Here is a 15,234-nt window from a genome sequence, read left to right on the forward strand (position 1 = left end):
TCTTCAGCCCCGGTCCGAGATCAGTTTCCCGACCAGTTGCGCCGTGTAATCCACAATCGGCACGATCCGCCCATAGTTGAGCCGCGTGGGGCCAATCACCCCGACCGCACCGACGATCTTTCGGTCAGCGTTCATATATGGAGAAACCACCAGAGAGGAACCCGAAAGTGAGAAAAGTTTGTTCTCGGACCCGATAAAAATGCGCACACCCTCGCCATCTTCGGCGAGTTCGAGGAATTCGGCGATGTCCTGCTTACGTTCGAGGTCGTCGAACAGCCTTTTGATGCGCTCAAGCTCGGCCTCGTCCGCCGGGTCGGTGAGCAGATTCGAACGACCCCGTACGATCAACCGGTCCGGACCGGACCCCTCGGTATCCCAGAGCGCCAATCCGCTTTCGACAAGGTCACGTGCAAGCGTGTCGATCTGCTGACGCCGTGCCGCAATCTCGCGTTTCATCACGTCGCGGAGTTCGGAAAGCGTTCGTCCCTCGGCCAGCGCATTGAGGAAATTCGCGGCCTCGCGCATCGAACTGGGTGTCTGCCCCGGTGGAGGCGTAAACACCCGGTTCTCGACGTGCCCATCCGCAAAGACCAATACCACGAGCGCCCGGTCGGGTGCCAGGTTGACGAATTCGATATGCTTGATCGGCGCTTCATGCTTGGGCGTCAGAACGAGGCTCGCCCCGGAGGTGATCCCCGACAAGGCTTTGCCGACGGAGTTCAACAGACCCGGCACGTCTGCGGCATTGGACCCAAGCGTTTCTTCAATCTTTCCCCGGTCGTCCTGCGTCAGGTTTCCTACCTCGAGGAACCCATCTACGAACATTCGCAGCCCCAATTCGGTCGGGATACGCCCCGCAGATACGTGCGGGCTGTCCAGAAGCCCCATGTATTCGAGATCCTGCATCACGTTCCGGATCGTAGCCGCCGAGACCTTTTCGTTCATGCCACGGGTCAAGGTCCGCGACCCTACGGGGTCGCCGGTTTCCAGATACGCCTCAACCAGCTTGCGAAAGACTTCCCGCGAGCGATCGTTCAGCGCGTCCATTTGCGGTGAGCCACCAGTCATCCATTCTCCCTGCCCTTGCTTTTTCGCACGTCGCATGAGACGCAAAGCGCGAAAAACAAGGAAGGACACGTCCATGCGCCCCTCTGGGAGAAATGTAGATGAAATGCGGTCGGTTTCAATCGAAACGGATGTGACCAAACACGCCGAAGGATCATGTTTGATCAAGATGGGCGACACGCATGTACTCTGCACCGCCTCGCTCGAGGAACGCGTCCCGCCGTGGCTGCGCAACGCAGGCCAAGGCTGGGTGACAGCGGAATACGGGATGCTTCCCCGCTCAACATCGTCGCGCATGCGCCGTGAAGCTACTGCTGGTAAGCAGGGCGGAAGAACGGTTGAAATTCAACGGCTTATTGGTCGTTCGCTACGAGCGGGCGTGGACCGGCAGGCTCTTGGCGAACGCCAGATCACCGTGGATTGCGACGTGATTCAGGCTGACGGCGGCACGCGTTGCGCGTCGATCACCGGCGGCTGGGTCGCGCTTCGGCTCGCGGTGAACAAGCTGATGAAGGCGGGCGACATCGTTTCTGACCCGCTGCTTGATCCTGTGTCTGCCGTGTCTTGCGGCATTTACGCCGGTCAACCGGTGCTGGATCTCGACTATCCAGAGGATAGCGAAGCAGGCGTTGACGGGAATTTCGTGATGACCGGCACGGGCCGTTTGATCGAGGTGCAAATGAGTGCTGAAGGCTCGACCTTTTCCCGTGCACAAATGGACGAGCTTATGGGACTGGCCGAAAAAGGCGTGGCCGAGCTTGTCGCCGCACAAAGGGCCGCCTGCGCATGACCCGAAAGTTCGACGCCGAAACACTGGTGATCGCCAGCCACAACGCAGGCAAGCTGCGTGAAATCTCGGCGCTCGTGGCGCCCTTCGGCGTGACCTGCAGATCGGCGGGCGAATATGGATTGGCAGAACCGGACGAAACCGAAGACACCTTTGCCGGGAACGCACGGATCAAGGCACATTTCGCGGCGAGGGAAACCGGTCTCCCTGCCCTTTCTGATGACAGTGGAATCATGGTCGATGCGCTCGACGGCGCACCCGGTGTCTATACCGCTGATTGGGCCGAGACCCCGAATGGCCGTGATTTTCCGATGGCGATGCAGAAGACATGGGACTTGCTCGACCAACGCGGCGCACCAGAGCCGCGCACAGCATCATTCAACTGCACCCTATGCATTGCATGGCCTGACGGGCACGACGAAATTTTCGAGGGCCGCGTTTCTGGTCGTCTGACCTGGCCGATGCGGGGCAATCAGGGGTTCGGCTATGATCCGATTTTCATTCCCGATGGACACGACATCACCTTCGGCGAAATGGACCCGTCCGAGAAACACGCGATGAGCCATCGGGCCGTGGCCTTTGCCAAATTGGTCGAGGGCTGTTTTGACCGCTGAATGGCGGCTCGGGGGCTTCGGGCTATATGTCCACTGGCCATTCTGCGCTGCCAAATGCCCATATTGCGACTTCAACAGCCATGTTTCGTCATCGATCGACCAAGACAGCTGGCTTGCCGCTTACTTGGCTGAAATCGACCGCGTCGCGGCCGAAACACCCGACCGGGTGCTGAACAGTGTCTATTTCGGAGGAGGCACGCCGTCTTTGATGGAGCCTCGGTTGGTTGAGGCGATCATTGACCGTGCTGTTTCCCACTGGACCGCCGCCAATGACATTGAAATCACGCTCGAGGCGAATCCTTCGTCGATCGAAGCCGATCGTTTTGCAGGATACCGCGCCAGCGGCGTGAATCGTGTGTCGATGGGGTTCCAAGCTCTCAACGATCGCGATCTTAAGGCGCTCGGGCGACTCCATGACGTGGAAACTGCATTACGCGCGCTCGATGTCGCACGCCAGAACTTCGATCGCATCAATTTTGACTTGATCTATGCACGGCAGAACCAGACGCTCGCGGATTGGAAAGGCGAGTTGGAGCGTGCGTTGTCGTTCGACCCGGACCACTTGTCGCTCTACCAACTCACCATCGAAGATGGCACGGCATTTGGAGATCGCTTCGCGCGTGGTCGTCTGAAGGGTCTGCCTGACGATGATCTGGGCGCGGACATGTTTTTTCTGACGCAGGATCTGACCGAAGCTGCTGGCCTGCCGGCTTACGAGGTTTCGAACCACGCACGCCCAGGCGAAGAAAGCCGGCACAACTTCATTTACTGGTCCGCAGGCGATTACGCCGGAATTGGCCCCGGCGCGCACGGCCGACTTACGTTGGATGACATTCGATATGCCACCTGGACCGAGCTGTCCCCGAACAAATGGCTTGCCGACATCACCGCAGGCCGAGGCGAAGCGGGTCGAAGCCGCCTCAGTCGTCAAGATCAGGCAGCGGAATACCTGATGATGGGGCTAAGGACGACGAGAGGGCTTGACCTGGAACGCTACTCTATCATCGCGGGCCTGCCAATTGATGATAATAAAATCAAAGACTTAACTGAAATTGGGTTGTTAAGATCGGACAGAGACCACCTTATCGCCACCCGAGACGGAAGAGCGGTGCTGAACGCAGTCATTTCCGATCTATTGCCGGATCAAACATCCGCTCCCAGCCGCTGACAGATATCGTCCAGCTCATCGAAATTGCCGTATCGCACTGTCACAGCCCCGGCCTCCCCGCCAGCTTTGTGATCGATCGAAACCTTCATGCCGAGCGCCGCCGACAATGTTCGCTCCAATGCCACCGTGTCAGCATCCTTCTCGGACTTCTTTGAGTTTTTGGACGAGTTAGAGCCTGATCCACCGGGAACCCCGGTCTTCACCAGCCTTTCTATTTCGCGCACAGAAAGGTTCTGACCAACCGCGTATTTGGCAAGTTTCTTCGGATCATCCGCTGTGATAAGCGCCCGCGCTGCGCCCGCCGATAGCTGTCCTTCGCGCACGTATTCAAGAACTTCCCTCGGCAAGTTCAGAAGCCGCATCATGTTGGCGATGTGGGATCTCGATTTCCCCAGGGCCTCGGCCAGCTTTTCCTGTGTGTGGCCGAACTTCTCCATGAGCTCTTTGTATCCAGCTGCCTCTTCCACCGCGTTCAGATCTGCACGCTGGATATTTTCGATGATGGCGACCTCGTAGGCTTCTGTATCATCGTATTCGCGCACCAGCGCTGGCACTTCGTGCAGCCGCGCCTGCTGCGCCGCCCTCCACCGACGCTCGCCCGCAACGATCTCGTAACTATCTGTTTTTTCGGGGTGAGGCCTTACGATCAGCGGCTGAATTATACCCTTTTCCTTGATCGAATCCGCGAGTTCATTCAGCGCGTCCTGAGAGAACCTCCGCCGCGGCTGATCCGGATTCGCACTGACCCTTTCAATTGGGATCATCATGTCCGGCTTGCGTGGTGCACCCGTTTCAGCGCTCTGTCCCGGCTCGGTCTGAACATCCGCCATCAGCGCGGACAGGCCGCGCCCAAGGCCCCGATTCGGTTTTTTTGCTTCAGCCATTCTGCCTCCTCATCCCGCCTTCGCGGTCAATTCCTGTGCCAACGCAACATAAGCCTGGCTGCCTTTCGATGTCGGGTCATAAGATATCACCGGCAGCGCGAAAGACGGGGCTTCGCTGACCCGTACATTGCGCGGCACGACCGTCTTGAACACCAGTTCGCCCAAGGTTTCCCGCGCGTCCGCTTCTACCTGCTGGGCAAGGTTGTTCCTGCTGTCGTGCATGGTCAGCACCACACCCTCGATCCGCAAACGCGGATTGGCCGCTTCGCGAACTTCGCGGATCGTCAACATGAGTTGACTCAAACCCTCGAGCGCAAAAAACTCGGATTGGAGCGGGATCAATACCGAGTGGCTGGCCACCAATGCGTTGACCGTCAAGAGGTTCAGCGACGGCGGGCAGTCTATCAGAACATAATCGAACGAAAGCGCCTGCGCATCGACCGCTCGAAGGGAATCATGGAGCAGATGCGACCGCTTCTCATTGGCCACCAGTTCGATGTCGGCAGAGGAGAGATCGGTGGTCGCTGGCGCAATCATCAAGCCTTCGATGCCTGTTTCTCGAACTACATCTTGTAGAGGTGCCTCTTCCAGCAGCAAATCATAGGTCGTCATCAGCCGGTCCTGCGGCTCGATGCCGAGCCCGGTCGACGCGTTTCCCTGCGGATCGAGGTCGACGATCAAGACCTTCTGACCGGCCATCGCCAGAGCCGCAGCAAGGTTGATGGCCGTGGTCGTCTTGCCGACACCGCCCTTTTGATTGGTAACAGCGATGATCTTGGGATCAGGCACGCTCGATCTCTCCAACTCTCAAAATGACGGCTTCTGAATTCGTCCGGCTCGGTATCTTATCGACCTGAAAACGCCACGTTTCAAGCGCATCCTGGAACTCTTTCTCGTAGCCCTCACCTTTAGAAAACAGGGCTGTCCCATTCTCGGCAAGATGTCTGTCCGCAAAATCCAACAACCTGGGTAATGGAGCGAGTGCCCGTGCGCTGACGACATCGGCAGCGAGTGGCTCGACCGCCTCAATCCGTTTGTTCAGGACCGTCGCCGAAACGCCGGTTTCTCTGAGAACCGTGCGCAGAAACGTCGCCTTTCGCGAGTCGCTTTCGACGCAAGTCACTCGCAAGTCGGGTCTCACATCTGCCGCCATGATCGCAACGATAAGGCCAGGAAATCCGCCCCCTGTCCCAAGATCAGCCCACGTCGAAGCGTTTAGCGGCGCGGCATCAAAGACCTGCGCGGAATCGAGGAAATGACGGTTCCAGAGATCGTCCAGGGTTCTGCGCGACACCAGATTAATTTTCGGATTCCACCGCTCGATAAGTCGCGCGTAGATCTCGAGCCGCTCCAGTGTTTCACGTGAAACATCGACCTGGTCCGCAAAAAATTCCGCTGTCATGCGCTCTTGGCGCGTTGCGCCTGACGAACTTTTGCAAGGATCAAGGTCAATGCCGCGGGCGTCATCCCCTCGATCCTGCCTGCCTGTGCCAAAGTTTCGGGCCGGGTTTGCGCTAGCTTGCCTGCCAGCTCCTTTGTCAGTCCATCCAGCGAACTATAGTCAAATGACTCGGGAATGGCTTGGCCTTCGTCGCGTTGCATGGCTTCGACTTCGCGTTTCTGCCGTTCGATATACTTCGCGTATAAAGCATCTTTCGCTACTTGAGCCCGCGTTCCCGCTTGGATCGTCGCAAAGGAGTCGTCCAACTTTTCAATGTGATCGAAAGTCAGCCCCGGAATAGACAAGAGGTCGTATGCCGAGCGACGCGTCCCATCTTCACGCACATTCCCCCCGACTGCATTCACCTGCTGCGGCGTAAAGGTTTGAGCGGTCAAGGCATGTGTTGCGGCCGAAAGCCGTTCCATTTTCCGATTGAAAGCTTCCTGGCGTTTCGCGGAGATCGCGCCAAGCTCTATGGCAAGCGGGGTCAGCCGTTGGTCCGCATTGTCAGCCCGCAAGGCAAGGCGAAACTCGGCGCGAGACGTAAACATACGGTAGGGCTCGGTCACACCCCGCGTCACGAGATCGTCGATCATGACACCGATGTACGATGTCGCCCGCGAGAAGATTACGGGCTCCCGCCCGAGTGCTGCCCTAGCTGCATTCAGACCAGAAACCAGACCTTGCGCCGCCGCTTCCTCATATCCCGTGGTCCCGTTGATCTGACCCGCTAGATATAGGCCCGGCACGTTGCGAAGTTCGAAAGTTTGCCGCAGCGCTCGAGGATCGACGTAGTCGTACTCAATCGCGTACCCTGGTTGGAGAATTTTTACATCCTCCAATCCAAATATCGAGCGTACATAGGCCTCCTGCACGTCGACAGGCAACGACGTCGAAATCCCGTTGGGATACACCGTGTGATCGTCCAATCCTTCGGGCTCGAGGAAGACCTGGTGGGATTCCTTCTCGGCAAAGCGAACCACTTTGTCTTCGATCGACGGACAGTACCGCGGACCGACACCATCGATGTGCCCGCCATACATGGCGGACTTGGTTAAATTGGCCGAGATGATGTCATGGGTCCGGGTATTCGTGTGGGTGATACCGCAAGCGATCTGGCGGACAAACGGCCTTTTGTTCAAGAACGAGAACATCTCCGGCTCTTCATCCGCCGGCTGCAAGTCAAGCGCATCCCATCGAATCGTGCGACCATCAAGCCTTGGTGGCGTTCCTGTCTTGAGCCGGCCAAGCGGCAATTGGAACGAATCGATTTGCTCCGCCAAGCGTATCGACGGTCGGTCACCCATACGTCCGCCTTCACGCCTTTCTTCACCGATGTGAATAATGCCGCGTAGAAATGTGCCAGTCGTGAGCACCACAGCACGCGCGATCAGCTCCGATCCATCCCCTAGGCGAAGCCCGGTGACCTGATCACCATGCATTACGAGTTCTGTCGCTTCGCCTTCGACGATCTCGAGGTTCTCGGTCGATGCGACGATTTCTGCCATCGCTGCACGGTATAGCTTGCGGTCTGCCTGCGCACGTGGACCCTGCACGGCTGGTCCCTTGGACCGATTGAGCAGGCGGAACTGAATTCCCGCCCGATCTGCCGCCTGCCCCATTGCGCCGTCAAGCGCGTCGACCTCGCGCACCAAATGACCTTTGCCCAGCCCACCGATTGCAGGGTTGCAAGACATCACGCCAAGGTCGCTGCGCCGAAGAGTCACAAGCGCGGTCTGCGCTCCACTCCGCGCTGACGCCAGGGCGGCTTCTGCACCGGCGTGACCTCCACCGACGACAATGACATCGTATGAATGTTTCACGTGAAACACTCCCAACCTTTCGCCTATTTCCCTAAGCAGAAACTGGCGAATATTTCATCCAAGACGTTCTCGACATCGACCCGCCCGACCAGCGAATCCAACGCGCGTATCGCGGACCACAATTCTTCGGCCGCAATCTCCGAGCGATCAGAGCCGCTCTCTACCTCGATTCGGGCTTTTTCCAAAGCCTCTCGCGCATGTATTATCGCGTGGCGATGCCTTGCGCGGATTGCTGTACCGGACCCAGCAGCCCTCTCGGACAAGATCTTGGTTACCTGGCTCACAAGGAAGTCGATACCCTCCCCTGTCTTTCCAGATACACCACGGCCCGTAATATCCGCCTTACCTTCAACCAGGATGTCATCGTCAAGCGGCTCGAGATCCAGAGGCTCACCGGACAAAAGAAAGATCCTGAGGTCGGCGCCAAGCGCGCGTTCCTTGGCACGCTCTACGCCCAGGCGCTCGATCTTGTCCGTGCTGTCGCGAAGTCCTGCCGTGTCCAGCATCGTAACCGGCAAGCCCTCAAGGTCCATCCGCACCTCTATCACATCGCGCGTCGTGCCGGCGATGTCTGACGTGATCGCTGCCTCGCGCCCTGCCAGCGCATTCAGCAGCGTTGACTTGCCAGCATTGGGTGCTCCGACAATGGCGACTTCGAACCCCTCGCGGATGCGTTCGGAAATCTTGGCGCCTTCAACCTCGGATTCTAGGCTCGAACGAGTCCGGTCGATCAGGTCGAACACGTCCGGCGAAACATCGACCGGCACCTCTTCATCGGCGAAGTCGATGGTCGCCTCGAGCAGAGCCGCAGCCCGGATCAAATCGGTGCGCCAGGATTCAGCTTTTTGTCCCAATGCCCCGGATAACACGCGCAGCGCCTGGCGACGTTGAGCCTCTGTCTCGGAGTCGATCAGATCGGCAAGGCCTTCGACCTGTGCCAGGTCAAGGCGCTCATTCTCCAACGCTCGTCGGGTGAACTCTCCTGGCTCCGCGTGGCGCAATCCGTCGATCCGCCCCAATGTGTCGAGAAGGGTATTCACCACGGCCGTCGAGCCATGAACCTGAAATTCCACCACGTCTTCACCGGTGAAGCTATGAGGGGCAGAAAAAGTCAGGATCAACGCTTCGTCGATCGGGCCGTCTTCACCTTCCAACGTCCGCACTGCGGATACGCGCGGTGATGGCAAAGACCCCGCGATCCGACGACCCGCAATCAGTGCGTCTGGACCGGATACCCGGATGACGGCAACGCCGGACTTGCCACGTGATGTAGCGAGTGCAAAAATCGTATCCATGTTTAACCTGTTGTTTTAAAACAGGGATTAAGCATTCATCGAGTCGAAGAACTCGTCGTTGTTCTTGGTCTGCTTGAGCTTCGAGATCAGGAACTCGATCGCATCTGTAGTCCCCATTGGATTGAGGATGCGACGGAGCACGTAGGTTTTTTGCAGATCTTTCGAGTCGACCAACAGCTCTTCTTTTCGAGTTCCCGACTTGAGAATGTCGATAGCCGGGAAAATGCGCTTGTCCGAAACTTTGCGGTCGAGAACGAGCTCGGAGTTACCAGTGCCCTTGAACTCCTCGAAGATCACTTCGTCCATGCGCGAGCCCGTGTCGATCAGGGCGGTCGCAATGATCGTCAGTGACCCGCCTTCTTCGATATTCCGTGCAGCACCAAAGAACCGCTTCGGGCGCTGGAGCGCGTTGGCGTCTACGCCACCCGTGAGCACTTTGCCTGACGAGGGTACGGTCGTGTTAAAAGCACGACCCAGTCGGGTGATCGAGTCGAGCAAGATGACGACATCGCGCTTGTGTTCAACAAGACGCTTGGCCTTCTCGATGACCATTTCTGACACCGCGACGTGGCGCGAAGCCGGTTCGTCGAAGGTCGATGCCACGACCTCGCCTTTTACCGACCGTTTCATGTCGGTGACTTCCTCTGGCCGCTCGTCGATCAGGAGAACGATGAGATAGACCTCGGGGTGGTTGAGCGAGATTGACTGGGCGATGTTCTGCAAGAGCACGGTCTTACCCGTGCGTGGCGGCGCGACGATCAGAGAACGCTGGCCTTTACCGATAGGTGCCACAAGGTCGATGATCCGGGCCGAGCGATCCTTGGACGTCGGATCATCCAGCTCCATCTTCAGCCGCTCGTCCGGGTGCAGCGGCGTCAGGTTGTCGAAAGCCACTTTGTGCTTGGCTGTTTCCGGATCGGTGAAGTTGATCTTCTCGACCTTGGTAATCGCGAAGTAGTTTTCGTTTTCGCCCGGTGCGGCGATCACGCCCTCGACCGTATCGCCGGTGCGCAACGAATGTTTTCGGATCATGTCGGGCGACATGTAGATATCGTCCGGGCCGGGAAGATAGTTCGCTTCGGGGGAACGCAGAAAGCCGAAGCCGTCCTGCAGAACTTCGAGAACGCCATCTCCGCCGATTTCCCAGCCGTCCTCGGCGCGTGCCTGAAGGATCTGGAACATCATTTCGCCTTTGCGCATGGTCGATGCGTTCTCGACCTCAAGGCCTTCGGCCATCGCAAGGAGGTCCTTCGGACTCTGCGATTTCAGGTCAGACAGGTTCAAACGTTCAGTCATTGGTATCACCAGAAATCGGCGTCAAAGCGCCTTGTCTATATTGTTCGTGGAAAGACTTCGGTCGGACGACCGCTTGGCGCAACGATATAGGGCGCAGTCTTTCACAAGTCAATCTGGCCCTTCTTAGCAAGGCGTTCTTGGATACGCGCTGATCCTCACAAAAAATAAAAATGATATTTAGAAAAGGTTTTTGAAGATTGTAGGGCTTGTGGATTGTGGGGATTACCGAGTTGTTCCCTGAGCTGTCCACACACTTCCAGAGGCTGGGAAAGGCGGGCGATAAATCCAGATAGTATCTAAATTTCCTATCAAAATCAAATATTTAACAGAAATGAAGTGTGTGGATTATGCAATGCAACTTTTTGGGCACAAAGAGAACTGTCCACGACCCACATGATTCAGAGTTCACATGTGGCGTCGGTGAGGGATGAAATGTCGGAAAGCTGCGAACGGGCTGGGATTCACTTTTTCTCCCATCGGGTGCACAATCGCGCACGCCGGAACAAACAGAGATTTTCCACAAGGTTGCCAACATGCCTGCAGACCTGATCCTTGCCTCCGGGTCCGAAATTCGTGCCACGCTTCTTCGGAATGCAGGGCTTACGTTCTCGGTCGTGCCCGCGCGAGTCGATGAAGAGTCGATTCGGGCGGGGATGGAGGCAGAAGGCGCAAGTCCGCGGGACATGGCCGACACCCTCGCGGAATACAAGGCGCGCAAAGGCGGAACGAAGAACCCTGAGTCGCTGGTATTGGGGTGTGATCAGGTCGCAGCGCTTGGAAAGAACGTGCTGGCGAAACCTGCGACCCCCGACGAAGCATGCGATCAGCTTTCTCGGTTATCAGGAGAGACTCATCAGCTTTTGTCAGCTGCGGTGATCTATCACCAGAACGAGCCATTGTGGCGACATGTCGGCGTCGTACGCATGACGATGCGCGCTTTGAGCCAGTCCTACATCGAGGATTACGTGTCACGAAACTGGGATTCCATTCGGCATTCGGTCGGTGCCTACAAACTCGAGGAAGAGGGTGTGCGGCTTTTCGCCCAAGTTTCGGGGTCTTACTTTGATGTACTTGGCTTACCGCTCATTGAACTGTTGTCCTATCTCATCGCAAGAGAAGAGGTGGCGATATGAACGAAGCAGGCAGGCCACTTGCGGCCGTGCTGGTTCCGCCGGGCGAAACCAGCGTGTTGCCGAGCGTATTCCGGGCCTGGTTCACTGCGACCGGAGTGCACGGACGTTACCTGCTTCTCGAAGTGATGCCCGAAGACTTGGAGCAGGTCATCGCGGCCTTGCCGAAAGCCGGTTTCATGGGGCTGCATGTCGCGCCCGCCTATCAGCATCAGATCATGGACGTTGTCGACATCATCACCGACCGCGCTGCGCTCATGTCGGGCGTCAACACCATCATTTTTCGTAAGGACGGAAAGTTTCACGGCGACAATACTGATGGGTACGGCTTCATCGAGAATCTGCGTCAATCGGTACCGGACTGGAATCCCAAGGCGGGCCCCGCTGCAATCTATGGCGCCGGTCGTGCTGCGCGGGTCGTGGTCACGGCTTTGATGGAGGTCGGGGTCGAAGAGATCAGGATAGCGTCGCGGAACCGACCGAAAGCTGAAATGCTCCGGCATGAATTCGGGTCCAGGATCAAGGTGTTCGATTGGTTGAAAGCAGGCAATCTTGCGGATGGTGCCGGGCTTGTCGTCAACGCAACTCCTTTGGGGCGTGAGGGAATGTCCGAATTCCGCGTGCCAATGGACGGGCTCGCTCCGGGGGCGGTCGCTTGTGACCTGACCATCAATCCTCCTGACACCCGGTTCTTGCGCCAATCGGCGGCGTATGGCTGTCGCGTGGCCGATGGGGTCGGAATGCTCCTCTATCAGGCGGCTCCAAGTTTCGAGCGCTGGTTCGGGCAACGTCCACCCGTCGATGACAATATCCGGCAGGCGTTGATGACATGACCTTCATTCTCGGCCTGACCGGCTCCATCGGCATGGGTAAATCCACCACAGCGCAGATGTTCGCGGAAGAAGGTGTACCGGTCTGGGATGCTGACGCTGCGGTGCATCGGCTATATGCACGCGGCGGCGCGGCGGTCGCACCGATCCGTGAACTCTGCCCCGAGGCGGTCGTGGATGGAGCCGTAAATCGGCAGGCGTTGAAGGACTGGATCGCACGGGATAGCGCTGCTCTCGCCCAGATCGAAGCCGTGGTTCACCCACTTGTTGCACAGGATCGTCAGGCGTTCTTGACCGAAACCGACGCAGACATCGTGCTATTGGACATTCCGTTGCTTTTCGAAGGCGGCGGCGCGGCGGGTATGAATGCAGTCGTCGTTGTCACAGCGCCGTCTGACGTACAGCGCGCGCGCGTGCTCGACCGTGGCACTATGGACGAGGCGACGTTCGAAACCATCTTGTCCAAACAAATGCCGGACGCCGAGAAACGCGATCGCGCAGATTACGTGATCGAGACGGTGACACTTGAGAAAGCCCGGGATGCCGTGCGATCAGTGCTCGAGGATATTCGAGGTAAATTGAATGCGTGAAATCGTGATGGATACGGAAACCACGGGTTTCGATCCAATGACAGGCGACCGTATGGTGGAAATCGGCTGTGTCGAGTTGATGAACCACATGCCGACCGGTCGCACGTATCACCAATACATAAACCCGAAACGTGACATGCCCGATGGCGCGTTTCAGGTTCACGGGCTGTCCGAAGAGTTTCTACGGGACTTTCCGGTGTTCGAAGAGATCGCCGACGCGTTTCTCGAATTCATCGGAACGTCGAAGCTGGTCATTCACAACGCGAAATTTGATGTGCCGTTTCTCAATGCCGAACTCGGGTGGTGCAAACGACGTTTGATACCCGACGATCAGGCGATCGACACACTCATGATTGCGCGAAAGAAGTTTCCCGGAGCGGGCAATTCTCTCGACGCGCTGTGTCGCCGTTTCGGGATAGACAATTCGCACCGTGAGTTGCACGGGGCGTTGCTTGACAGCGAGATCCTCGCAGAAGTGTACCTGGAGTTGATCGGCGGGCGTCAGCCTGATCTTGTGCTCGGTGGTGGCGTTGAACGGTCAGCCACGTCTGGCGTGGCTGACAGCAATTGGCGCCCGCGCCCTAGGCCAGATGCCCTTCCGCCTCGGCTTACCGAAACCGAAACGTCAGCTCACGAGGCTTTCGTCGAGAAGCTGGGGGAAAACGCCCTTTGGAAAAGGGCGTGATCCTGGAAAAAGGTCAATTCGTCGGCGTTGCTTCAGCCTGCTGCCGACGCGCGAGCTCCTGACGGTAGAGGGCCACGAAGTCGACGTTGTCGAGATTGACCGGGGGAAAGCCGCCATCCCGGGTCACGTCCGATACGATACGGCGCGCGAAGGGGAAAAGCTGACGCGGACATTCAATGAGCAGGAATGGGTGAAGCTGATCGTCCGGCACATTCTCGATAAGAAACAAGCCGGCGTATTCCAGCTCGAGAATGAAGAGTTGCGCACCACCGTCTTTGTTCGTCGATGTAACCTTGTATTTCGTCAGCACTTCATACTGATTTTCAGCCGTGCGTTTCTTGGCATCCATTGCGACTTCAACCTTCAGCTCTGGCTGAACTTCGCCCGTGACACCCTTTTGAACGAGGATGTTCTCGAAGGACATATCGCGAATATACTGACCGAGGATCTTCATCCCGATCTGGGGTTGTTGCTGTGCGGCGCCCGCGCCGTTTTCGTCCGCCATTTCCGGCCTCCTGAATGAAATCTCGCGACTTTCTATCAGCTAGGCTGACGGGCCTCAACGCCCACCCTTTCCTCGCCGATCGTCGCAGGCTATCAGCGAAGAATGAAAGACATGATACCCGCCTGGATCGACGGCGAACTGAGGCCGGTCGAAAAAATTGCTGCTCACCTCAATGGGCTGCGCCACAGGGCGGTGTCGGTGTTTCTGGTTCACGACGACGAGATCCTGATACAGCAGCGTGCGGCCGGAAAATATCATACGCCGGGCCTCTGGGCGAACACCTGTTGCACCCACCCATCATGGAACGAAACGCCTGAAGACTGCGCGGTGCGGCGATTGGCCGAAGAACTTGGAATCTCGGGAGTCTCACCGATCTGGAGAGATCAGATCGAATACCGAGCCGAGGTCGGCGGAGGGATGATTGAACACGAGGTCGTGGACCTGTTTCTGGTTCAGACCGACAAACGCCCGGCGCTGACACTAAACCCTGATGAGGTTGATGGCGTGCGCTGGATCGAGCTGGCGGAACTTGAGCGAGAAGTTGCAACGCATCCGGAACGCTTTACGCCCTGGCTGCGCATTTACCTCGCAGACCACAAGTTGTCAGTGTTTGGTCCAGCCTGACGGGCCCTGGACCGGCGTATGTGTCGGCTTTTTGTCGGGCGTCACATCTTCGAACTCACCGTCAATCACATCCTCGCCAGGTCGATGCGGGCGATGGGTCTCGTGAACCGTGAAACTGGAATAGCTCTGCACTTTGATCCGCTTCTTGATTTCGCGAAACGCGAAGGCGCGGAAAGCCGGTATCAAAAGCAAGAACCCGACGGTGTCGGTGAAAAAGCCGGGAGTAAGCAGGAGTGCGCCTGAAAAAAGGATCATTGCGCCATGCGCTAACGGCTCGGACGGATCGGAAAGCTGGTTGAAGCTGTCACGCACCTGACCCAAAGCCAACGCACCCTGTTGACGAACCATCCAGGAACCGATGATCGCCGTAACCAGAACGATCAGCAGTGTCGGCCACAGGCCGAGCCAACCACCGACCTGAATGAACAGGCCGATTTCAATGAGCGGAACCGCGATGAACGCAAACAGAAGCCACATGGCATCCTCATTCAAGTATT

General features: G+C 57.5%; 17 protein-coding genes. 8 read left to right on the plus strand and 9 right to left on the minus strand.

Features of this window, described 5'->3' with window-relative positions; translation table 11 throughout:
* Positions 1-3 precede the first annotated feature (3 nt).
* Complete coding sequence (gene hrcA, locus KJP28_RS14155) at positions 4-1,068, minus strand: heat-inducible transcriptional repressor HrcA (protein ID WP_218393262.1); 1,065 nt, start codon at positions 1,066-1,068, stop codon at positions 4-6.
* Between the two features lie 73 nt (positions 1,069-1,141).
* Here hrcA and rph point away from each other — a divergent pair, with 73 nt between their 5' ends.
* Genes rph through hemW form a run of 3 tightly spaced genes read left to right on the plus strand, consistent with a single transcriptional unit; the run spans position 1,142 to position 3,634 of the window.
* Entirely contained in the window at positions 1,142-1,855 is a 714-nt protein-coding gene (rph, locus tag KJP28_RS14160) for a ribonuclease PH (protein ID WP_218393263.1), read from the plus strand.
* Positions 1,852-2,466, plus strand: a complete 615-nt coding sequence (gene rdgB, locus KJP28_RS14165) for an RdgB/HAM1 family non-canonical purine NTP pyrophosphatase (RefSeq protein WP_218393264.1) — start codon at positions 1,852-1,854, stop codon at positions 2,464-2,466. The genes rph and rdgB overlap by 4 nt, the downstream gene beginning before the upstream one ends.
* Positions 2,456-3,634, plus strand: coding sequence for a radical SAM family heme chaperone HemW (hemW, locus tag KJP28_RS14170; protein ID WP_218393265.1), 1,179 nt, complete (start codon positions 2,456-2,458; stop codon positions 3,632-3,634). Before rdgB ends, hemW begins: the two co-directional genes overlap by 11 nt.
* Here hemW and KJP28_RS14175 read toward each other — a convergent pair.
* Genes KJP28_RS14175 through rho form a run of 6 tightly spaced genes read right to left on the minus strand, consistent with a single transcriptional unit; the run spans position 3,610 to position 10,373 of the window.
* Positions 3,610-4,518: a ParB/RepB/Spo0J family partition protein gene (locus tag KJP28_RS14175; protein ID WP_218393266.1), complete on the minus strand. Its 909-nt coding sequence runs from the start codon at positions 4,516-4,518 to the stop codon at positions 3,610-3,612. The two genes, hemW and KJP28_RS14175, sit on opposite strands and share 25 nt — an antisense overlap.
* A 9-nt stretch (positions 4,519-4,527) precedes the next feature.
* Positions 4,528-5,307: a ParA family protein gene (locus KJP28_RS14180; protein WP_418887933.1), complete on the minus strand. Its 780-nt coding sequence runs from the start codon at positions 5,305-5,307 to the stop codon at positions 4,528-4,530.
* Positions 5,300-5,920 (minus strand): 16S rRNA (guanine(527)-N(7))-methyltransferase RsmG, encoded by a 621-nt coding sequence (gene rsmG, locus KJP28_RS14185; protein WP_218393268.1) that lies wholly within the window; start codon positions 5,918-5,920, stop codon positions 5,300-5,302. Before rsmG ends, KJP28_RS14180 begins: the two co-directional genes overlap by 8 nt.
* Positions 5,917-7,791: a tRNA uridine-5-carboxymethylaminomethyl(34) synthesis enzyme MnmG gene (gene mnmG / locus KJP28_RS14190; RefSeq protein WP_218393269.1), complete on the minus strand. Its 1,875-nt coding sequence runs from the start codon at positions 7,789-7,791 to the stop codon at positions 5,917-5,919. The genes rsmG and mnmG overlap by 4 nt, the downstream gene beginning before the upstream one ends.
* 14 nt (positions 7,792-7,805) lie before the next feature.
* Positions 7,806-9,077, minus strand: coding sequence for a tRNA uridine-5-carboxymethylaminomethyl(34) synthesis GTPase MnmE (gene mnmE, locus KJP28_RS14195; protein ID WP_218393270.1), 1,272 nt, complete (start codon positions 9,075-9,077; stop codon positions 7,806-7,808).
* A gap of 27 nt (positions 9,078-9,104) precedes the next feature.
* Entirely contained in the window at positions 9,105-10,373 is a 1,269-nt protein-coding gene (gene rho / locus KJP28_RS14200) for a transcription termination factor Rho (RefSeq protein ID WP_218393271.1), read from the minus strand.
* Positions 10,374-10,906: 533 nt separating this feature from the next.
* Here rho and KJP28_RS14205 point away from each other — a divergent pair.
* From KJP28_RS14205 to dnaQ, 4 genes are read left to right on the plus strand one after another with little or no spacing between them, the layout of a single operon-like run.
* Positions 10,907-11,506, plus strand: coding sequence for a Maf family protein (locus tag KJP28_RS14205; RefSeq protein WP_218393272.1), 600 nt, complete (start codon positions 10,907-10,909; stop codon positions 11,504-11,506).
* Positions 11,503-12,336, plus strand: coding sequence for a shikimate dehydrogenase family protein (locus KJP28_RS14210; protein ID WP_218393273.1), 834 nt, complete (start codon positions 11,503-11,505; stop codon positions 12,334-12,336). Before KJP28_RS14205 ends, KJP28_RS14210 begins: the two co-directional genes overlap by 4 nt.
* On the plus strand, positions 12,333-12,923 hold the full coding sequence (coaE, locus tag KJP28_RS14215) for a dephospho-CoA kinase (RefSeq protein ID WP_218393274.1): 591 nt from the start codon (positions 12,333-12,335) through the stop codon (positions 12,921-12,923). Before KJP28_RS14210 ends, coaE begins: the two co-directional genes overlap by 4 nt.
* Entirely contained in the window at positions 12,916-13,608 is a 693-nt protein-coding gene (gene dnaQ, locus KJP28_RS14220) for a DNA polymerase III subunit epsilon (protein WP_218393275.1), read from the plus strand. Before coaE ends, dnaQ begins: the two co-directional genes overlap by 8 nt.
* Before the next feature lie 13 nt (positions 13,609-13,621).
* Here the strand turns inward: dnaQ and secB are convergent, their stop codons facing one another.
* A complete protein-coding gene (secB, locus tag KJP28_RS14225; protein ID WP_218393276.1) occupies positions 13,622-14,113 on the minus strand; it encodes a protein-export chaperone SecB in 492 nt (163 codons plus the stop codon).
* A gap of 102 nt (positions 14,114-14,215) precedes the next feature.
* Between secB and idi the strand changes: the two genes are divergently transcribed.
* Positions 14,216-14,737: an isopentenyl-diphosphate Delta-isomerase gene (gene idi / locus KJP28_RS14230; RefSeq protein ID WP_218393277.1), complete on the plus strand. Its 522-nt coding sequence runs from the start codon at positions 14,216-14,218 to the stop codon at positions 14,735-14,737.
* Here idi and KJP28_RS14235 read toward each other — a convergent pair.
* Positions 14,717-15,214, minus strand: coding sequence for an FxsA family protein (locus tag KJP28_RS14235; RefSeq protein ID WP_218393278.1), 498 nt, complete (start codon positions 15,212-15,214; stop codon positions 14,717-14,719). The genes idi and KJP28_RS14235 overlap by 21 nt on opposite strands.
* Positions 15,215-15,234: the final 20 nt, after the last annotated feature.

Source organism: Maritimibacter dapengensis (genome assembly GCF_019218265.1).
Taxonomy (GTDB): domain Bacteria; phylum Pseudomonadota; class Alphaproteobacteria; order Rhodobacterales; family Rhodobacteraceae; genus Maritimibacter; species Maritimibacter dapengensis.